14 protein-coding genes are annotated in these 20,605 nt (G+C 55.9%); 8 read left to right on the plus strand and 6 right to left on the minus strand.

What is annotated here, in order from left to right; genetic code table 11:
• Window positions 1-922: 922 nt before the first annotated feature.
• Both B071_RS0108600 and B071_RS0108605 read right to left on the minus strand, forming a co-directional pair.
• Window positions 923-4,492, minus strand: a complete 3,570-nt coding sequence (locus tag B071_RS0108600) for a leucine-rich repeat protein (RefSeq protein WP_018526693.1) — start codon at window positions 4,490-4,492, stop codon at window positions 923-925.
• A gap of 103 nt (window positions 4,493-4,595) precedes the next feature.
• Window positions 4,596-6,203 (minus strand): hypothetical protein, encoded by a 1,608-nt coding sequence (locus tag B071_RS0108605; RefSeq protein ID WP_157703100.1) that lies wholly within the window; start codon window positions 6,201-6,203, stop codon window positions 4,596-4,598.
• Window positions 6,204-6,397: 194 nt separating this feature from the next.
• Between B071_RS0108605 and B071_RS0108610 the strand changes: the two genes are divergently transcribed.
• Entirely contained in the window at window positions 6,398-6,736 is a 339-nt protein-coding gene (locus tag B071_RS0108610) for a hypothetical protein (protein WP_018526695.1), read from the plus strand.
• 80 nt (window positions 6,737-6,816) lie between these two features.
• On the opposite strand, the gene B071_RS0108615 is transcribed toward B071_RS0108610, so the two are convergent.
• Window positions 6,817-7,809: a helix-turn-helix transcriptional regulator gene (locus B071_RS0108615; RefSeq protein WP_018526696.1), complete on the minus strand. Its 993-nt coding sequence runs from the start codon at window positions 7,807-7,809 to the stop codon at window positions 6,817-6,819.
• 509 nt (window positions 7,810-8,318) lie between these two features.
• Between B071_RS0108615 and B071_RS0108620 the strand changes: the two genes are divergently transcribed.
• The 7 genes from B071_RS0108620 (at window position 8,319) to ltrA (ending at window position 17,841) form a co-directional block, all read left to right on the plus strand.
• Window positions 8,319-9,572 (plus strand): hypothetical protein, encoded by a 1,254-nt coding sequence (locus B071_RS0108620; protein WP_018526697.1) that lies wholly within the window; start codon window positions 8,319-8,321, stop codon window positions 9,570-9,572.
• Between the two features lie 226 nt (window positions 9,573-9,798).
• Window positions 9,799-10,035, plus strand: coding sequence for a helix-turn-helix domain-containing protein (locus B071_RS0108625; RefSeq protein WP_018526698.1), 237 nt, complete (start codon window positions 9,799-9,801; stop codon window positions 10,033-10,035).
• Window positions 10,032-10,220 (plus strand): hypothetical protein, encoded by a 189-nt coding sequence (locus B071_RS0108630; protein WP_018526699.1) that lies wholly within the window; start codon window positions 10,032-10,034, stop codon window positions 10,218-10,220. The genes B071_RS0108625 and B071_RS0108630 overlap by 4 nt, the downstream gene beginning before the upstream one ends.
• Before the next feature lie 129 nt (window positions 10,221-10,349).
• Window positions 10,350-11,864 carry a bifunctional DNA primase/polymerase gene (locus tag B071_RS19125; protein ID WP_083914722.1) on the plus strand — a complete coding sequence of 505 codons (1,515 nt, stop codon included), beginning with the start codon at window positions 10,350-10,352 and terminating at the stop codon, window positions 11,862-11,864.
• Window positions 11,865-13,019: 1,155 nt separating this feature from the next.
• Window positions 13,020-14,378, plus strand: coding sequence for a DUF4384 domain-containing protein (locus B071_RS0108650; protein WP_245534070.1), 1,359 nt, complete (start codon window positions 13,020-13,022; stop codon window positions 14,376-14,378).
• Window positions 14,378-15,880, plus strand: coding sequence for a caspase family protein (locus B071_RS18465; protein WP_018526704.1), 1,503 nt, complete (start codon window positions 14,378-14,380; stop codon window positions 15,878-15,880). The genes B071_RS0108650 and B071_RS18465 overlap by 1 nt, the downstream gene beginning before the upstream one ends.
• Before the next feature lie 698 nt (window positions 15,881-16,578).
• Window positions 16,579-17,841 carry a group II intron reverse transcriptase/maturase gene (gene ltrA / locus B071_RS0108660; RefSeq protein ID WP_018526705.1) on the plus strand — a complete coding sequence of 421 codons (1,263 nt, stop codon included), beginning with the start codon at window positions 16,579-16,581 and terminating at the stop codon, window positions 17,839-17,841.
• 763 nt (window positions 17,842-18,604) lie between these two features.
• Here ltrA and B071_RS19955 read toward each other — a convergent pair.
• The 3 genes from B071_RS19955 to B071_RS19130 form a co-directional block, all read right to left on the minus strand.
• A complete protein-coding gene (locus B071_RS19955; protein WP_215730289.1) occupies window positions 18,605-18,817 on the minus strand; it encodes a hypothetical protein in 213 nt (70 codons plus the stop codon).
• A gap of 472 nt (window positions 18,818-19,289) precedes the next feature.
• On the minus strand, window positions 19,290-20,105 hold the full coding sequence (locus B071_RS0108680) for a hypothetical protein (RefSeq protein ID WP_157703102.1): 816 nt from the start codon (window positions 20,103-20,105) through the stop codon (window positions 19,290-19,292).
• Window positions 20,106-20,144: 39 nt separating this feature from the next.
• Window positions 20,145-20,605: integrase core domain-containing protein (locus tag B071_RS19130; protein ID WP_157703103.1), on the minus strand; the 461-nt coding region annotated here is incomplete at its 5' end.

Here is a 20,605-nt window from a genome sequence, read left to right on the forward strand (position 1 = left end):
CTCGGTAATGTCCAGCGTCTTCTCCGAGAGCCGTCCGTCGTAGATGTGGATCACGTCGCGATAGGTTCCCACGGTATAGGTCTGGTTGGTCTCGCTGTCGTGTCGTTCCAGGGGAATCGCGATGCGGTAGAAGCCGCTTGGCAGGTTNTCTTGTGTGTAGATNAGGGTGCCCTGNTCTGGGTTACAGGTGATGGTGGTGTTTTCATCGGCGGAATCGATATACACGGGATCCGCCCGATCTCCCGGAGCCACTCCCGGTACGAGCTGCTGTAGCGAAGGTGCAGGGAGCCCTTCATCGTCGTGGTATGCGGTGATCAGCCCGGGAGGATTCCAGAAAAGGGTGATCTCCACGGAGCCGGTTCCCTCGCGGAGTGCGTGGAGCTCGGCTATCCACGTTGTAGCGTCACCCGCGACGATCTCGATTTCCCCGGTTTCTCCAAAGAGGGGAACATCAGAGGCGTCCGGGAAATATCCCCGAAGCGAGATATTCCAGGTCCCCTCGGGGATGCCCGGCAACGAGAGTTCCCCGGCGGAGAGCTCCTGTGCCTCAATGGGCTCCTGGTCGGGGTCAGCGGGGTTCAGGGTAAGGTCGAACTCCAGATCTTCCGGGGATACCTCGGGGGGAAGCACTGTGGACATTCTTGTCTGATTAAAGATGATCTCCAGGGCGCCCGTGTGGTCGGCACCGGGGTGCAACGCCGTGGTGGGGTCCTGGCCTGATTCCTCGAAGGGTGAGAGGAGGGCGCTACAGGCCGCGAGGCATGCCAGGGGAACGATCAGGCCGAGTCTGGCTCTTTTGAAACGGTTCGCCATGGGGAAAACTCCTTGGTTATCCTCCGGTGGGGTTGTGCTCACCCCGGTGAGGGGGCTCCGCCGGAGGGGGAGCCCCGCAGGCTCGGGGGCTGCGGGGCGGGGTTTGTGGTTATTGTACCTCTATTTTATTTTCATAATCATTCCACCCGTCGGCGTTCTGATAGGCCTCCAGAGAACCTGCGGGTACCCGGATGGTGGTAACAGAGGTGTCAGCAGCGTCACCAAAGATAGTGGTTCCGGCGGTGGTGATTAGTTCTTCGTCAGCATCCCAACGGTTCACCGTAACGGTGGTGAGCGCGGTCCATCCTGTGAAGGCATTATTTCCTATAGAGGTAACCCAGTCGGGGATGGTGATCTCGGTGATCCAGATGCTGCTGTTCCGGAAGGCGGTCGCACGGATCATCATTGTCCCGTCACCGCCGGGGGGGGATGCGGGGATTGTCAGGCTCGTGAACCCCTGGTTTCCACCGGTGGCGATGCCCTCGAAAGCGCTGATACCAATGTTAGTCAAGCTGTTCCCCAGAATCAGCTCACCGTCGAATCGGGTGTTCTCGAAAGCGCGGTCTTGTACGCTTGTAACCGAGTCGGGGATCGTCAGGTCTCCGGTGAAGCCAGTAGTATGAAAAGCCCTGTTGCTGATCACTGTAACCGAGTTGGAGATCGTCAGGGTCCCGTCGAAGCCAGCCTCTAGGAAGGCGGCGCGCCCGATCTCGTCAACCGTGTTGGGGATCACCAGGTTACCCGTGAAGGCGTTGAAGGAAAAGGCCCCATTGGTGTTTACATTGATCTGCCCCCCTATTATTTCAAGTCCCTCGGGGAGGATGAGTTCCCCCGTGAATCCATTGCTCCTGAACGCCCCTTGCTCGATTATTTTCAGGCCCGCGCCCAGAGTTAGCGTGCTGTCGGAGCCGTTGAAAGATCCTTGGAACGCTCCCGCCCCAATCACTTCAACCGAGTTGGGGATCACCAAGTCGCCCGTAAAGGAGCCGCCGGTCAGGAGATTAAAGGCTTCGTCTCCGATCGTTACGAGGTTGCTGTTTTGGGGGTCTCCCAGGGAGAGAGAGGCCCCACCAAGATTTGTGTTATAGAAGGCGTGATCTCCAATGGTTGTAACCGAATCGGGAATCACCAGAGCGCTCTGGCTGCTAAAGCTGGCTGTGTGAAAGGCCGATGCTCCGATCTCTACCAGGGAGCTGCCCAGGGTAAGCGACCCCTGAACGAAGGGCTTCTCATTATGTTCGCCCTGGAACGCGCTCTCCCCGATCATCTCAACTTTGTTGGGGATCACCAGATTGCCACGAAACTCGTTCTCCCGGAAGGCGTGGGCTCCGATCGTTACGAGGTTGCTGGTGTTGGGGTCTCCCAGGGTCAGGGTGTCGGGATCGTTCACACCGAAGTTGTTGTTCCGGAATGAGCCGTTTCCGATGATGGTGACCGAATCGGGGATCACCAGGTTACCACGAAATCTGTTGTTCTCGAATGCTCCGCCTTGGATAGAACCCTCAAGGACCCCAATTTCTTCGAGCCCCTCGGGAAGGGTAATCTCCTGGCCGAAATAATTTTCGGAGAAGGCCTCCGCTCCGATTTTTTTCAGGTTGCTGTTTTGGGGGTCTCCCAGGGTCAAGGTTCTGGTGCTGCCTGTGGCGAAACTTTCTTTGAAGGCTCGCGATCCAATCTCCTCGACCGAGTTGGGGATGGTCAGGTCGCCGGCGAAGTTGTTTGATATGAACGCGCTGTTTCCGATGGTCTGGAGGTTGCTGCTTTCCAGGCCTCCCAGGGTGAGGGTTCCCGCAGTAAAATTAGTGTTACTGAAGCTCTGGAAGGCGCTGCCGCCGATGGAGATGACCGAGTCGGGGATGGTCAGGTCGCTCTCGAAGTCATTGAAGCGGAACGCCATGGCTCCGATGGTCTGGAGGTTGCTGTTTGCTGTCCCCAGGGTGAGGGTCCCGTCAAAATTTGCACTATTGAATGCGCTCTCGCCGATGGAGGTGACCGAGTCGGGGATGGTCAGGTCGCCAACGAAGTCCGACCTGAACGCCCTGTCTCCGATGATCTGGAGGCTGCTGGTTTCCGTCTCCAGGGTGAGGGTGCCCCCGTTAAATCCTGCGCTATTGAAGGCGTCTTCACCGATGGAGGTGACCGAGTCGGGGATGGTCAGGTCGCCGGTGAAGGAGGTCGACCTGAACGCGCCGCCTCCGATGGTCTGGAGGTTGCTGGTTTCCGTCTCCAGGGTGAGGGTGCCCCCGTTAAATCCTGCGTTATTGAAGGCGTCTTCACCGATGGAGGTGACCGAGTCGGGGATGATCAGGTCGCCGGTGAAGGCGTTACCCGTGAATGCTTCGTTGCCGATCTCTGTGATCGACTCGGGGATGGTGAGGGTTCCGGATATTCCGCCATCCATGAAAGCCTGATCCGCTATTATTTTGACCGGTCTTGTACTCCCCTGTACCTCTGCCTCGGCGGGTATCACCACGGGTTCTGCAGGATCGCTGCCCATGTATCCTGCCAGAATCAGGTAGTCCGAGTGGATGTGAAAGGTAAAGGTTCCATCTGTTCCCTGTAAGTCACCCGGGACCTCATCGGAATCCAGAGGGGGGGCATCGCCGTAGTTGTTCCGGGCGACAAGACGGTANACGTAGGGGGGGCCTTCGATAATGCTTTGGGTGGTTAGGAACGTTTCAGTGGCACGTGGAAGGGGATCGGAGATAATTTCAAAGTCGCCTCCGTCTGCGCTGCGGTACACCCGGTACTCCTCAGCGGTGACGGATCTGGTCCAGGAGAGTTCTACTGTCCATTCTTGTTGGATATTATCAAAACTCACCGGTGAGACCTGAAGGTTCTCCGGGGTCGAGGGCGGGGTCCCGATCAGCNNGGTNATGTCCAGNNNCTTNTCCGAGCGCCGTCCGTCGTAGATGTGGATCACGTCGCGGTAGGTGGCCACGGTGGTGTCATCTCTCAGCAGGGTGATCGCGATACGGTAGAAGCCGCTTTGCAGGCCACTCTCCTCGTAGATGAGGGTGCGCTCATCTACGTTGAAGGTAATGCGTTCGGGAATAATATGGACCGGTTCCTCGTGAGTCTGGCCCGGGTTAAGTCGCTGTAGCGAGGGCGAAGGTGCAAGCGTGTCATCGTCATCCAGCCACTCTGTGACGAGGTCGGAATCGTCCCAGGAGAGCTCGATTTTTACCGAGCCCACACCATCGTCTGACCGGATGGCCTCAAGTTGGGCTTCCCACGTGGTGGGAATGCCCGGGAGGATGTCTATGTTCTCGGTGGCGCCGAAGGCGTCGACCTCGGGAGTGACCCCCTCCAGGGGTGTTCCTTCGGGGAAGTAGCCCCGAAGNGATACGCTCCAGGTCCCGGGGAAGAGCTCCGGTACGAAGAGGTTCGACTCGGAGAGCTCGGTCAGGTCNNTCNNCTNCTGACCAGGAATATCTATGGGGCTCAGGGTAAGGTCGAACTCCAGATCAGCCGGGGATACCTCGGGGGGAAGCACTGTGGATATTCCTGTCTGATTAAAAGTGATCTCCAGGGCGCCCGTGTGGTCGGCACCGGGGTGCGATGCCGTGGTACGGTCCTGGTCTGATTCCCCGAAGGGTGAGAGGAGGGCGCTGCAGGAAGCAAGGAATATGAGGGGAACGATCAGGCCGAGTCCGGCGCTTTTACGAAGGTTCAACATGAGGGAACTCCTTTTTATCCTCCGGTGGGGCTGTACTCACCCCGGTGAGGGGGCTCCGCCGGAGGGGGAGCCCCGCAGGCCCGGGGGCCTGCGGGGCAGGGGGTTACTCGAATATAGCGGTGAAGGTGAAAGAACCTGCGCTGTAGGGTTCTCCGTCTTTCCAGACCTCCAGGTACACTATGTTCAGGCCCAGCACGATAACGTCGTCAATCTCACTTTCGTCGGAGATGGTGAGGATGTTTCCGCCAGGCCAGTCACTGTTTCCATTCACCGTCCACTCGTAGGATTCGTAGTCGGCAGGAGCGGTGAAGGTGATTTGGGAGATCCCATTGAGGTTGATCTCGTCGTCGGCGATGAGCTCAATTTCCTCGTCCTGGGGGTTCACCAGGGTTGCTTCGATCACGACCTCGCCCAGGATCGTCCTTGTTGCGGTGAAGGTGAAGGTTGTCTCGTAGGGTGTGGTCCCTTTCCAGACCATCAGATCCACCGTGTTCTCGCCCAGCACGATAACGTCGCTAATCTCACTTTCGGAGATGGTAATGGTGTTTGAATTATCCCAGCCCTCTATATCGTTCACGGTCCACTCGTAGGAGTCGTAGATGTCGGGAGCGGTGAAGGTGAGTTCGGTGATCTCGTCGAGGTTGATCTCGCTGTCGAGAGCGATCGTGATTGTCTGGTCCTGGGGGTCCACCAGGGTTGCTTCGATCACGACCTCGCCCAGGATCGTCTCCGTTACGGTGAAGGTGAAGGAACCTTCGCCGTAGGGTGCTCCGTCTTTCCAGACCTCCAAGTGTACTGTATTCAGGCCCGGGAAGATAACGTCGCTAATCTCACTTTCGGAGATGGTAATGGTGTTTGAATTATCCCAGCCCTCCATATCGTTCACGGTCCACTCGTAGGATTCGTAGACATCGGGAGCGGTGAAAATGAGTTCGGTGATCTCGTCGAGGTTGATCTCGCTGTCGAGAGCGATCGTGATTGTCTGGTCCTGGGGGTCCACCAGGGTTGCTTCGATCACGATTTGCCCCTCCGGGGGATCGTCGGGATCCTCGTCAAGATCCAGATCGTATCGCTCTGCAAGAAACGCCAGGTAATCATCGAAAGAGTGCCCCAGACTCAGGTTCACCGCACGGTTCTCCCCCGACCGCACCCTGCTGACGGCGTAGCCGTACCAGGAAGCATGGTCTTCCTCGCCGTCGAGGAAAGCATGAATATTGTGAATTTCGGCTACCACCAGATAGGTGCTATCGGGATTCAGGTTGCTGAAGAGGACGGTTCCGCCCTCTGATGACTCGTAACCCAGGAGCTCGGCAAAGCCCTGAAACTGCGAGGCCAGGGCCGGGGTGCCCAGCGAGATGGATCCCAGAGACCCCGGGGATGAACCCTCTCCTTCGAAATCTTCTTCGTTGAAGGAAGCTTCCCAGATGCTAAAGATGTGCTCCATCTTCCCTTGGGGATCCTGGCGGATAAAAGCTTCCTCAATTACGTAGACCAGGAGCAGGTAGGCCGGTTCACTCACGGTATCGCTGGCTGTCACCTGCCCCCCCGATGAGGGGGCCTGAATGCGCAGGGATATCGAACCACGGGATTCATCGGGGGTCCAGTAGCATCCTCCGAGAGCCAAAAAAATTAGAAAAAACCAGGCCAGGCCCAGGAAAAACGACCGCTGATGAGAAGGGCGCGCCACAAAAGAACCCTTTTGTATCTTCATAAATATAATCATAGCCCCCGGGAACGGGGATTTCCAGATGTATTAAAAATAAGCTGGAAAATGTTTCTGTGTTTCCGAAAGAGTTGTTCCCGGCGGGGGACAGCGATTGGATCTGCCAGTTCCGGTGGGAATAGTGCCCTGAGCGGGGTATAATTTCTATTGTGTACGAAAGGTTTTTCAATGAGGAGAAAAAAATGAAGGGAAAGAATCTGATTATCTGCCTGGCCCTGCTCGTCCTTCCTCTTGCTCTGGGGGCCTTCGCCGGGTGCGGAGGCGGTGGTGACTCTCTGGCCGGAACCTACCTTTGCACCGAGCACTGGAATGAAGGCATGGTGGGGAGGATCACCTTCGAGTTTCGCTCCGACGGTACCGTGAAGATGTCCCCCCTGGGGGGAGAGGGCACCTACGAGATCGCGAATGGAGCCGTGACTGTGGTGAATGATTTGATGGAAGACGGTGTCACATTGCAAATCCAGGGCAATACCCTGAGGATCGAAAACCCCCTGGGAGATGTGGTTTATACAAAGCAGTAGAAACACTTTCCAGTGAGCGAAATCCCGTTCCGTGGTTCCGCTGTTTGTCAGGGACCGTGGAGTGCCTGGGTGTCAGCTTACTATGAGGGGTGATACCGCTCTGCCGTGTCGGAAAACCACTGGCGGGCGCGCTCCCGCAGTTCCGGTGGTTCCAGGATCTCTGCGCCGGGCCCCCATTGGGAGACCCAGAAGAGGACCTGCGATTGCTGGTTCGTGCGGAATCGAAGGATGATGGAGCCGTCGGGGCGGTTTTCCACCTTCTGCTCCCGGTGCCACTGGCGTTCGGGAATCATTCGGGCCGCTTCGCCGTCAAAGCGGAGGGCGATCTCCACGGCCTCCTCGTTGATAAAGACGCCAAAGGAGGGGTCGATGTACTCGGCTGCGCAGAATTTCTCCGGTTTTGAGAAGGTTTCATCGCGGACCCGGGCTTCCTTGATCCGGAAGAGGGCGTAGATTCGGACGCTCTGATGGTGATGGGACCAGCAGAGGAGGTACCATTCGCCCCGGTGCCCCACCAGATGGAGGGGGTCGACAATCCTGACCACGCTGTCGTCGCGCCCAGGGGAGTGGTAGTGGATCGCGATGGTGCGGTTCCGGTAGAGGCCTTCCCGTACCGACTCCCATACTGCGGTGTCGATTCGGGTGACGGGGTCGGCGATGACCGAGATCTGGGCGATCAGGTCCCGCGAGGCGATGCTGACTTTTTCGGGCAGGAGGTCGGTGAGGCGCTCGAAGACGGAGCGGAGTTCGTCGTAGTAGGGACTGTTCTGGTACCCCTCGAGGGCCCGGTCCCCCACCATGAGTGCCAGGAGATCCCCTTCGGTGAGGTTCAGGGCCGGGAGTTGCCAGGCCCTGTCGGTGTAGAAGTAGCCGTGACGGGCGGGGTCGTACTCGACGGGGGCACCGCGATCGCGCATTTTGTCGATGTCCCTCTGGATTGTCCGGGGGGTGACGTCTTCACCGAACTCTTCCCGTAGTTCTCGGGCGAGGTCCGTTGCCGAGGGGTAGTCCTGTGTGTGGCGGAGGCGGGAATCGATATAACTGGTTCGTCGGGTTATCGCACGGTAGCTCATGGACACAGTATCCATGGAAATGTGTGGTTATTCAAATTTTACCGGGAGCCGGGTGCGCCCGAGAGACGAACGAATCCGAGCGTCGCCTGCCATCGGGGAGTGTCTCAGTTGGGGGCGTTTTCCGGATCGTTGCAATGCAGGCTTTGGGTGTGTGGGCCCTTTGTAATACAAGGAGCTGTAACACAAGACGCGGTTTTGGGCGATACTGGATTTGAACCAGTGACTTCTACCGTGTGAAAGTAGAAAACGCCCCATTTCAACCATAGCCACAGATTGCTGTGTGTTTGTAAGTGTAGTACGAGAATGAAATTACGTCAATCGATTGTTTGGTCGTGTTCGTGCTGGTATCTGGCTGTTGAGCATTTGTGGTAACAATTTGGTAACACCAACTCATACCCAACTCCAAATCGGGCGAGCGAAGGAGGTTGTGTTGAATCTTCGAATAATACAGGAGCAGCCTCGTGTTATGATTGTTTGAATGCCTTAATCTAGGTCTGAGGGCAACGGAGATGCGTGATACGAATAAGATAACGTACGCCTTGGGAAAAATCGCCAGATCCGTATTCTGGTTAAGCCTGGCCCACGACAGCCAATGGTTCGAAACAGCTTGTGTGAATGATGGCGACAGTTTTGCCGAAACGGTTGGGAGCTCGATCTGGGAAAAACTGCGGGTTTTTACTACGGAAGAAAAGCTCCTGTTCCGAGTTGGCGGCGATAATGACAACGGCGCCGATGGAGCGGAGTACGAAGCTGAGTCCGACGAAATGCAAAAGAAGCGCGTTGAATTGGCAGCCGTAGTCAACTCTTTTTTGATCGCGGCACAGTTTTTTCCACGTTTGACTCGATCGGCGCTGGACTCTGTGATAGCGAAAGCCTCCGGGCGCGCAAGGACAATTCTCAATGAGCATATTCTAGTTTTCGTGTTGCAAGATCTGGAGCAAAACGACGAAGAGTTTCTTTCCTCAGAAGAATCGTTGATCAGAATCGGTGCGAGGTTAGCTGAATTAACCGATGGTTGGATCAGTAAGGAGGTTTTCCATGAAGCGGTAGCCGAGTTTGATCCGTTCTTTTGTCGTGCAGTTAACGGGACAATACAAGATCGCATAAAATCACTGTTTGAGGTGGTGGTCTGGAGGGGGAATCTCGATGATGTTTTCTCTGTCTGGCCGAATGAATCCACAAGAGATCATTTGAGTAGATGTCCTGATGACGCAATGGAGCGCTTTCGAGAATCTTTGCTTCTACGGGCGTGGGCTATCAGCACCCGTGAGACTCATATCGAACTCCAGGGTCAAAACGCGAGTAAGGAAGAAGCGTTTATTGAGTTCCTTTCCGGCCTATCGATTGATGTGATCTATTTTGTCCATCTTTCAAAGTCCGAAAGAATTAGTATTCTCATGGAGTTCCGAAGTACGTTTAAGCAGGAACCTTTCCGAGAACTCAGCGAAGAACCCGAGTGGCTACAAATATGTGTAAAACACCGGTATGCCCGTCGTGGTGAACAAGCCGGTCGGTATATCTGGATGGGGTCAAACGTTGCGCTGAAGTATCTGTACGACGAATACTTAGTCGACTACTCGTTTGAACAGCTCAAGTCGTTCTTCCCGGAGATTGAAACCCCCAATGGAAGCACAAAAGAACTAAACATAGATTCACTCAAACGTGCTAAGACGAAAATTCTTCACCCGGTGCCTCAGGAAATGCGTGTCGAGCTTGAGAAGTACAAGGAAAAACTCACTAGCATAGATACCGACTCCCGCTGAAAAGCGGTGCTGCCTAAACAAAACAGGGTAGAAGATTTTTACAAGAATGCTACAAGGTTTGTGTAATGAGTCCTGCTCCTTCGATCAAAACTCCCAGGATTGGCTCCAGACGACGCATGTTTTGGGATGCAACCGGAAGAAATTTACCAGAAAGCTACAAGGTTAATGTAATGTGCCCTGTCCCGTCCTCCGTCAGAATCAAGCCAGAACATACACAGGAGGACGTATGGAACAGAATGAAAATCGTGAGCGCGTTACCCAGATTGCTCCAGCACTCTGGGACGCCAGGCAAACTGCCAACCACATCGGGATAGCCTACCAGACTCTTCGACAACTCGTGTCGGAACGGAAGATCCCGTTCATCAAAATCGGGTCTCGTTGCCTCTTTGATCCAGTCGAAATATCCGCGTGGATCGACGAGCGCCGGCAGCCAGCCGTCACCACACCAGGGGGTGCGAGATGATTCCCGTTGAAGTGGACGAGGCTCTCAAATGGGTTGGCGATTCGTTGAAGGAAGTAGGATTCGGCGAAATCGAGCTGCGTATCGTGATGCATCAGGGCCAGGTATCGAAGATACTGCAGTCGCGGAAGGTAACCACGCAGGCACCAGCCGGGGTTGCCGGGACAGCAAAGAAAAACCGCCCCTGAACCGGGGCGGTGGATCACCGGCGAGTGATACGCCTGCGTTCCGTTTGGCGACTATAGCGTAGCGTATTATTCGTTGGAGTTCCATGCCTTGGTCAGGTGCAGATTTTCGCTGGAAAGGCGGAAGCATCCATGACGATACATCAAGCCGTATTGCAGTCTGCATTGCAGTTCCATAACCGTGGTATGAATGTGATCCCCGTCAAGGCAAATACGAAAGAGCCTGCTGTTCGATGGAAGCGATGGATTACAACGAGGCAGACAAAGCAAAATGTAGAGGAATTATTTGCACGGCCACATGATGGTGGTGAGTGCAATATCGCGGTGTTATGTGGACGAGTTTCTGAAAATCTTGTCGTCCTGGATTTTGACAACAGAGCAGTGTTTGAGGATCTTTTTTATGCACACATGGTATTTCAGAAAATTCTCAGAAGGACTCTCGTTGTTGACACCAGACGTGGCGTCCATGTGTACTTTCGCGCAACCCAAGAACTCTGTGATGGCATATTCTGCTGTGAGTCTTCTATTGAAGTCCGCGCAACCGGGAGAACGGTGCTTGTACCGCCTTCCCGGATCGACGACCATATCTATAGGTTCAGAAATTCCAGTAACAGTATCTACACAATCGACAGTATAAATGCTCTGGGGCTTCCTCCGGAACTCTTTAAAAAACGGCAGAGCAGAAATGTGATTGAGCTCACGGATCACCAGAAAGAGCTGCTCTCTGGAAAAATAAATGGGTATCCTTCGCGGTCAGAGGCTGAGCAGAGTGTCATCGTAGGAATGCTGAAGGACGGTTTTTCAACAGAAGAAATAACAAATGCTTTTGAGATTTTTGCCGGGCCTCTGACAAAATACCGGGAGAAAGGCAGACTTCGATACAGTTGGCTTGAGCAATCGATCAGAAAAGGGAAGAAATATCTGGGCGATAATCGTCGTCCGATTGATATCGAGATTAATCGGTTGGAATCCTTAGTCAGTCGCATTTATTTTACACCACGAACTGCTGCACAAGACCGTCGGGTATCCCGATCCGTGCTACGGATCGCTCGTCAGGCCGGAACCTTGAAGGGATTGCATCTTTCGGTGAGGAGGGTAGCAGAGATTGCTGAGATATCAAAAAGCAGCGCAAGTGAGTCACTTATACGGCTGCCGTTTCTTAAACGGGTAGAGCAACACACGATGAGAACTGCTGCAGCATATGACGTCGTTACGGAATGGTTTGATGCGAAGTTGCATGAAGGGAATCCTGGGGTGGCTTCGCGGTCAAAACTCCCCAGAGATGTATTCTGTCGAGGTGGGATAGGCCAGACCAGCGGAGAAGTATACTTGGTTTTCACTGCCCGGGTGGGGCAATGGTTGACAGTCGAGGAAGTCAGTGAACATGCGAATCTTGCGGTTCCGAGCATTCGCAGAGCTCTTTCTTCGCTAGTTGAACATGGAGTTATAAGGAAAGATACCTGCAAGCGTCCATATTCCTATTGCATGAACAGGATTCCTGATGAGCTCTTCTGGCAAAAAATTGCGTTCCTTTGTGGCACGGAAGGGCAGGCTCGTCTGGCGAAAATCCACCACCAAGACGAAAGAGAGGCCTATTCAGAAATCATGGTGGCAAGGAGGGCCTCCAAAGAAAACATCCTCTCTTAGCAAGGGGTTTGAGGTTCGTACCCGGACATATCTTCACAATACCTTCCCTGTTTCCGGTATATGTCCGACTACAAGCAACTCATTTCTTGAACTGTTCCCAGTGTTACAGCCAGTATGTAATTTACGCCGGACCCCTCGCGCACGGACATTTTGCCAGTGGTTACGCGTGATGTTCCTGCATAAGTAGCAGACTTTCTGATTGTATCGACGGGCTCCGCAGGACCAACGCAGACAAGCGGCGGGCGGTGCTGGCGTTGCTGAATGATCAGGAGTGGTCACGGTGGTCGGAGTGGCCACAGGCGAAGATCGCCAAGCAGTGCGGCGTCAGCAGGAAGTATGTGAACCAGCTCTCGCGCGACGCATCTTGTAACCGGTTACAAGATGGGGCCCGCACCGTCGAGCGTGGCGGCACGGTCTACCAGCAGAACACCGCCAACATCGGCAAGCCCCAGGAGAAGCCCTGCAGTGCGGACGCAATGCGGATGGATGCGGACGCAATGCGGATGGATGCGGACGCAATGCGGATGGATGCGGGCGCAGAGCGGGCGGGTGTCACTTGTACTCAGGATACAAGTGAATCCTATCTGCCCGATTCGGACAGATAGCCCGTATCTGTCATCCGATGACAGATAGCCCGTCACTGCGAGAACTTGCAGTGAGCCAGGCACGGGGGTGTTACTAGGTGCGCTCACTGGCCTTTTGGGCCAGTGACCAGTAAGCCAGTCCGCGGGGGTGTTACAAGGGTGTTACAGATTTTGTAACACCCTGTTGTAACGCCTTGTAACGGGTCAACGGGTCTTTTGGTGTGTAAGAAAACGTCCGCACGCCCAACCTGAGAAAACCTGTGTTATAATCCACGATTAGATGAATCATCGAAAAAAAGTATTGTTGACGATGTTTATGGAGGGATTGTTGTCTCCTGTACACACTTCTGCAGGGGCTATTCGCCGCACTCTGATATTGGGGATCTTTCTTCTGTTGGCTGGCGTTTCTGCTACACCGGCGCAACCGTGGGTTACCTCTCAGGGGGTCAACAGCCCGTACCAGGGGCCGCGCTACCTCAGCGGCTATGGCTTCTCTGACCTTCCTGACGCTACGGAGCGGCGGCAGGCAGCGCAGAACGACGCTCTGGCGGCAATATCCCGGCAGGTGCGAGTGCGCATCACCAGCGCGGAGGACATCCGCACGGTAGACGACGGGCAGCACTCCCGCTCACGTTACACCAACACCATCCAGACCGCCACGGACCTCACCATCTCCGGGGCGCGGTACGAGGTGGTAGAGCAGCGTGGCGGGACCCACGTGCTGGCGTGGATCGCCCAGGCGGATCTGCGCCGCCAGTTTGCCGTGGATGCGGAGGATTCCCGATCGCGCCTTGAAGCTGCAATGGACTCCTTTGATGATGCGATAACTCGTGGTGATATGGAGGCAGCCGAGCGGGCACTCACCCGTGCTGACAGCGCCCTCTCGGCGCTCCATGACGCCGTGACCATTATACGCGCCCTGGATACCGCCGCAGAGGCTCCCCCGGGAGGGGCCGTTGATGCGGTGACCATGGAGCGACTCCTGGTGGAACGCCGCGATCGGCTGCAGCGTTTTCAGCCGGCTACCCCGCAGCAGGCGGCTGATCTTCTGGCGCGGAACCTCATATCGGTGCTGCGGGAGTCCGGCGGGCAGGGTGTAGCACCCGGGGCAAGGGGAGGCCGGGGCACCCAGGTGGTGCCGCTGTTGTACCAGGACGCAGACTTTTCAAGCTCCTTCGGCGCACGCATGGCAGGGCTTGTTTCAAGTTCACTGGGGCGGGTGAGCCACCCTGCTGATACGACGATGCTTGATACGGTGGTGATCCGTGGCAGCTACTGGCCATCAGAGGATTCTGTGGAGATCCATCTGGCTGCCCGGCAGATTGCCACCGGGCGGGTGATCGCCGCAGCCCACACAACCATACCTGCCACATCTGTGGACACTGCCACCCTGCGCCCCGCCAATGCGGATATCGCCCTTGCCGGGGCCCAGGCGCTGTTGAATGACCAGATCGTCTCCGGCGGGCTGGAGCTCTCCGTCTGGACGGATAAAGGACGTAACGAGACCTCCCTGGTCTTTGAAGAGGGCGAGGTGATCCAGTTCTACTTCCGGGTGAACCAGCCGGCATTCCTGCAGCTGAGCTACGTGCTGGCATCCGGGGATACGGTGCTGCTGGAAGAGCAGTTTTATATCGGCATAGACCGGGTGAACCGCGTGGTGGCGCTGCCGTACCGCTTCCAGGTGGTGCCGCCCTTCGGGGTAGAGCGCCTTATTGTGACTGCCCACACTACCGAGCCGCCCCCACCGGATGTGATACCCCGGCAGATATCCGGCCAGTGGTACGATGTGTTTCGCACCCCCGGTGATGCGGTGGTGCGCACCCGGGGGCTGGTGCGGGAACCGGCACCCGGAGGGGGCGGTGGCACGGCGGGTGAGACCCGGGTAGGGGAGGCGCATGTGTCCATTACCACCGTGGCGAGGATCAGATAATGAAACGGATCGTTGCAGCGTTCTTGATGGTATGTTCCGCGCTGTTTGCGGCGCACGCATCTGATGGTGCCCGGATCGCCCTGGTGATCGGCAATGGGGACTATCGGGATCTGGGCCGGTTGACCAACCCGGCCAACGATGCCCGGGATATCGCCACAGCACTTCGGCAGGTAGGATTTACCGTTGACCTGCGCATCGACGCCGACCTGGAGACAATGGAAATGGCGGTGGTTGAGTTTGGGCGCCGGCTTGCCTCCAACCGTGGTGCCACGGGGTTCTTTTTTTTCGCCGGCCACGGGGTGGAATCCGGCGGGGAGAACTACCTGATCCCCGCACGGGCATCGATCGCTTCGGAGTCATTTCTGCGGACCCGTTCCGTGGCTACCCAGACAGTTCTGGATGAGATGAACCGCTCGGGGAGCAACCTGAACGTGGTGGTGCTGGATGCGTGCCGCGACAACCCCTTCAGCTGGGCGCGATCCGGTAGCCGCGGACTGGCGGCGATCGGCTTCCAGCCGCCGGGATCCATTGTTGCCTACGCCACCAGCGCCGGGAGCGTTGCGGCAGACGGCACCGGACGCAATGGTACCTTCACCGCGGAACTGCTGCAGCACCTCACCGTTCCGGGAATAGACATCAACGAAGTGTTTCGCCGTACCGGTCAGGGAGTGCGTAACGCTACCAACGGCCGGCAGATCCCTGCGGTGTACAACCAGTTTTTTGATCAGGTGTATCTGGGCGGTGTACCGCAAGTAGCATCCGTTGTCACCCCACCACCGCCCACGCGCCCGGGCTTTCAGGTGGCACGCACAGTCGGCTCAATTCGTGTGACTGTTGCTACAACGGGCACGGTGTTTCTGGACGGAGAGCGGATTGGTGATCTGCGGGCCGGGCAGAGCGCAACGCTCAGTGATGTAGAAACAGGAAGCCGCCGCCTTGAGATCCGCTATGAGAACGGCGAGACGGAGAATAGCACCGTTACCGTGCGGGATGGGGCTACCGCAACGGCCCGATTCAGCTACATGGTCCGGGCAGAGCCGGAGGTGTACCGCGTGGGGGATCGTGGTCCCGCCGGGGGCGTTGTGTTTTATGATAAAGGCAACACCAGCGGGGGCTGGCGGTACCTGGAAGCATGGACCGCTGATGAAGATAGGAGACACCAGTGGAAGACCAGCCAAACAAGTACCCCCGGTACCTCTACAGCGGTCGGTAGCGGTTATAGGAACACCTATACCGCAATGGCTGGCAGCGAGCATCCGGCAGCCCAGGTGGCAATGAATGCCAGACACGGGGGATTCAACGACTGGTTCTTGCCGTCAAAAGATGAGCTGAACCTGATGTACCAGAAGAGGGAAGTAATTGGAGGTTTTGCGTCTGTCGACTACTGGAGTTCGTCCGAGAGCGGTAGCCACGGCGCGCGGTACCGGGGCTTCGGCAATGGCCGCCAGTACCGCAGCAACAAGAGAGACAGCCTCCGGGTTCGGGTTGTCCGGGCTTTTTAACCCTTGTGTGCCACGAGAAGGCACCTACTTTTGAAAGGAAGGAGGCATCAAAGCTGCATACCAGATGAGGGAGCCTCAGACGAATGGGGTGGCCCCTCGGGATCGGTCTACAGGGCAGGTTTCAAACCACCTGAAGCTGCTGCGCCTGGTCATAAAACCTCCGGTTTTATTGCTCGGCCATGCAACCTGGGTAAAGAGCCGCGACGAAAAGAGGCCACTCAGATAGAAGTGGCCGTCCAAAGGGTAGTGAGCGTTCAGGGAAAAGGCCGGGCAAGACCGGTCAGGTGAGATAACAGGAGACGAACGAAAGTGAACCGTCGACGAGGTGTCGAGAAAAAAGACCATGTGGGGTCGAGAACAGTGATCAAGTGTGCACTGCGAGAAGCTTACCGGAAACCTGTGTACTGGGTAAGCGGCCCCCGGCATATAGGCGGCGTGACCTGGTATCAGGCTGGTATGTGGAACGTGGGAACCTGTCGTTCCGATGCGAAGGGAAAACCTCAAGCGGCGAACCCGATGAGAGGGAAAGTACCGATGCGGAGCACAGGGGCTGGTCACGATTCTCCGAATCGTTGCTCGCCCATGCATCCCGGGCGGATCGGTCCGTAGTAGTGAAGAAGCTGTTGTAATGATGGTGGAGCAAAGGGACCGACGTATTCAGTCTTTTCCGGGGATCAACCGGGAACGGGAGGCATCCGGTGGGAAAGACAAAACCGTTTGACATTCCGAAGCGGACGATCTGGGAAGCATACAAGCGCGTGCGGAAGAACGGTGGAGCACCAGGGATAGACGGCCAGAACTTGGAAGGATTCGAAGCGAAACTATCGGACAATCTGTACAAGCTATGGAACCGGATGTCGTCGGGGAGCTACATACCGGAAGCCGTACGGCGAGTGGACATTCCGAAAAGTAGCGGAGGAACGCGACCGTTGGGGATTCCGACGGTCGTGGATCGAATTGCGCAAATGGCGGCTCGGCTGACGATTGAGCCAGCACTTGATGCGGTTTTCCATGAGGATTCCTACGGGCATCGGGCAAGGAAATCCGCACACCAGGCGCTCGCGAGAGCGAGAAAGCGGTGCTGGCGATATGACTGGGTTGTCGATCTGGACATCAAGGGGTTTTTCGACACGATTGATCATGAGCTCATGATGAAAGCGGTACGGCATCACGCCCCACCGAAATGGGTAGAACTGTATATTGATCGGTGGTTGAAGGCTCCAGTGCGGACCACAGAAGGAGCGTTGGAAGAACGGGGCAGAGGAACGCCGCAAGGCGGAGTGATCAGTCCATTGCTAGCGAATTTGTATTTGCATTATGCGTTTGACATGTGGATGGTACGGGAACATTCGGAAGTACCGTTTGAGCGGTCCGCGGATGATATCGTTCTACACTGTCGGACACAAGAGCAGGCGGAAGAGCTACGAGAAGAGATAACGCGACGACTGGCGGGATGCAAATTGACGGCACACCCTGAGAAGACGAAGGTTGTCTACTGCCGGGATGGCAAACGCCGGGAGGACTACGAACGAACGGAGTTTGACTTTCTTGGATATACGTTTCGGCCACGGATGGCACGAAGCCATGATGGGTCATATTTTCTCAATTTCACACCGGGAGTAAGCCGGAAGGCGAAGCAGGCGATGAAAGCCGAGATGCGGAGCTGGAAAGCATACCGGAAGGTGAGTGGTGAACTGGAGGACCTGTCACAGATATTCAACGCGAAGCTACGGGGGTGGGAGATATACTACGGAAAGTTTCGACGATCCGAGATGTATGAGATATACCGGATGTTCCAGAGGATACTGGTGAAATGGGCACGGAGCAAATACAAGCGGGTAAAACGAAGTTGGAAGAAAGCAGCGGAGCTGTTACGGAAGATGGCGTTAGCTCGACCGTACCTGTTTGAACACTGGACGCGTGGATGTTATGCAATCGGTCGAGTACGAAGAGCCGTATGATGGGAGACTATCACGTACGGTTCTGTGAGAGGTTGGGGGTGAAACTCCCCCGGTCTACTCGACTATCGATTCAACCGTTTTTCCCAATGGGCTGCAGGGGCTGTGGCCCTTGCAGGGAACGGGCGTGCGGGCGGGGTCCCGCCCCCCCCTCATGAATCAATTTACTGGCGGGGTCCATGTCCAGGTGTAGGTCCTTGAGGTTCCTCATGGCCCCCGACGCAGGGTCTATCAAGAGCCAGCCGACAGGCCCTCCCACTAGAAGGTTTCCGAAGATGTACCACATACTCAAGCGACGATCTATTCTCGCGACCCTAGGCTCATGCTCCGGGTGCTGCATCTTCACGGTGCAGCGTTCCCCACGGAAGAACCCCGCCATACATGCAATGAGAGACCAGGCACTGCGTTGAAATCGCAGAGAGCCAGGCGCGGGGCGACAGGTTTACAATACCCCAAAACTTACCCTGAGAGCTCACCAGCAGCCCTATCTCGCGTTCTAGGGCCTCATAGGGGAAAAAGGGGCGCCATATAGGGCCGTAGCGTCGATTCTGGAGCTTCCTGTGGGGCCCGGTTCCCGGGTAGGAGAAATGTCACGGCAAACACTGATACCCACTACCGGCCGGGGTACCCTTGTTTCATCATTGCGGACCACTGTCGCTGATAACGATTATCAGTTAGAGATTTCCCCTGTCGCAGGCCAGGCCTAATTCCCACAAATTCGGCGATGGGGCCAAGTATATTCACCACCCCCCCGGGGAGGGTCAGTTTAGTTTGCCGTTTCCTGTCGCTCAAGGTATTGGAGAAATGCTTTATTATTCTTGAACTCAATGTAAACTCCCGGGAAGGGAGGGAAGTTTCCATCTGGGAACTCCTTATCATTCGCGACGAGAAGGAACGTACCGTGGAAGTCGATCGCGCCACCCTGGATTCTCTGGAAAGCCGAGAGCACTTCAGGGTGCATGATGTTTGAGCGGAACACATCATCCCAGAGATGAATGGCGCTGGGGTGCGTCGTAATTTTCTCGACAATCGGTTTCGCTGTTTCGAGGATCGTATAATTATGTTCGATCGGTTCGATGTCGCGTTCGCCGAAGACGCTCCGAAGAGCGGTTCGTTTCCTGATCCCGAAATGCCCTAAATCTGAAATACACGTATCTTGGGATCGTCCAATGCGCGCTTGACGTGATTCTGCATCGCCTTGATCGAATTTTCGTCTGTCAGTTTCACAATATCCATGGATCCTCCTCGGTGAGTTCTGTTCCCGAAATCTCTCAGATGTCGGGGATGATTACAGGCATTCACCATCAAAACTATGGGGGCGAGTACTATCTAATTGATATAATACTTTTTTTAATCCAGGATGCAAACTCCAACTAAAAACTAACGCTCAGCATCAGCGGCGACGCGTAGTGGCGTCCGCTGCATGCTGTTGTTAGGCAGGTTCTGGATCGTCATCGACCGCTCAACCGATCCATGATCCGACTGATTGTACTTCGCCGTGGGGAGAAAGATTCCTGCGTCCAATCAGCGCCCGCAAGCCGCGCTGACATCTCGCGCGCACGCTGAGCGCAAGAGAAGTAGATGTTCGGCAATAGGCCTGGTCGATACAAGGCATTGGGGAAAAAGGATGTGAAATGCAGCGTGCCATCCCGATAGGCATAACTACCGAAGCCATAGCCGAACGGTATCTCCATCAGCTCACTGCGGTTCATTGAAAGAGCAAGCATCACGCCCTCCGGATCCGACTTCGCAGCGACAGGAAACGATTGCAAGATGAAGCAACCATTGCCATATCGTGGATGGGGTTGATCGGCCATTACCTGGCACAGCGATGACTGATCACCGTATGGAAACTCAACAGTGAACCCTGCGCCTCCAGCGGTCGCCAGCAAAGCAGGGGGCTGGTTCATGTACCGGTCCACAGCCTCCTGAAACTCGGCGACGGCCCAGCGAGATGGCTGCTTGCCCATGGGTGCAATCAACGTCGCGATGATCTCCGCCATCTCGTCAGGCTCAGACCGCATGCCGCATCCAGGAGGACCACTCAGCGCCTCTTCAGCGTGAAGTGTCGTCGCCAGTTCGGAACCGACTATCCGTGCTTCGCCGATCTGCAAGACTGCCGCGATGCTGATGAGTGGATTCATCCACTGCCCGATCGAGTCGTGCACTCTAACCAGGGAGACCAGATTGAGTGTGCGGGTCTGTTCGTCATAGACGGGTCCGGCCATGCTGGCAAAGGGCATTAGAACTGCGTTGATAGTAGCCAACTCGCGATCTCCTAAGTGAAGTGAACGCAAAGAGTGTAATCATCCCGGTTTTGGTACAGGCGATAACTTAGTACCGTCGCGGCTGTTGGCTCGTCGGTAGTCCAGCGGAGGGACCCTGCCGAGAGCCGTATGGGGTCGCTCCCCATTGTATTGATCTATCCATGTTCGTGTCAGCTCCCTGACCTCGTCCAAGCTTCGAAAAATGTATGCGTCGAGAATCTCCTCCCGATAGGTGCGGTTGAATCGTTCCACGTACGAGTTCTGAGTCGGTTTTCCCGGTTTGATGAACTCCAGGTGGACGCCATTNGTTTCAGCCCACTCAGCCAGCTTCACACTGATGAACTCTGGTCCATTGTCGCTACGCAGTTGACGTGGATAGCCTCGTTCTTCAACAAGCTGATTGAGAACACGCGTTACCCGCGCAGCAGGAAGACTCAGGTCGATCTCAATCGCCAGTGCTTCACGGTTGTAGTCGTCAATGACGTTGAAGGTTCGAAAAC

The sequence above is a fragment of the Alkalispirochaeta alkalica DSM 8900 genome (assembly GCF_000373545.1).
GTDB lineage: Bacteria > Spirochaetota > Spirochaetia > DSM-27196 > Alkalispirochaetaceae > Alkalispirochaeta > Alkalispirochaeta alkalica.

What these genes read in the sequence shown, in the direction of transcription:
- B071_RS0108605 (WP_157703100.1), bottom strand. Translation starts at nt 6,203, where the DNA reads ATGAAGATACAAAAGGGTTCTTTTGTGGCGCGCCCTTCTCATCAGCGG.
- B071_RS0108610 (WP_018526695.1), top strand. Translation starts at nt 6,398, where the DNA reads ATGAAGGGAAAGAATCTGATTATCTGCCTGGCCCTGCTCGTCCTTCCT.
- B071_RS0108615 (WP_018526696.1), bottom strand. Translation starts at nt 7,809, where the DNA reads ATGAGCTACCGTGCGATAACCCGACGAACCAGTTATATCGATTCCCGC.
- B071_RS0108620 (WP_018526697.1), top strand. Translation starts at nt 8,319, where the DNA reads ATGCGTGATACGAATAAGATAACGTACGCCTTGGGAAAAATCGCCAGA.
- B071_RS0108625 (WP_018526698.1), top strand. Translation starts at nt 9,799, where the DNA reads ATGGAACAGAATGAAAATCGTGAGCGCGTTACCCAGATTGCTCCAGCA.
- B071_RS0108630 (WP_018526699.1), top strand. Translation starts at nt 10,032, where the DNA reads ATGATTCCCGTTGAAGTGGACGAGGCTCTCAAATGGGTTGGCGATTCG.
- B071_RS19125 (WP_083914722.1), top strand. Translation starts at nt 10,350, where the DNA reads ATGACGATACATCAAGCCGTATTGCAGTCTGCATTGCAGTTCCATAAC.
- B071_RS18465 (WP_018526704.1), top strand. Translation starts at nt 14,378, where the DNA reads ATGAAACGGATCGTTGCAGCGTTCTTGATGGTATGTTCCGCGCTGTTT.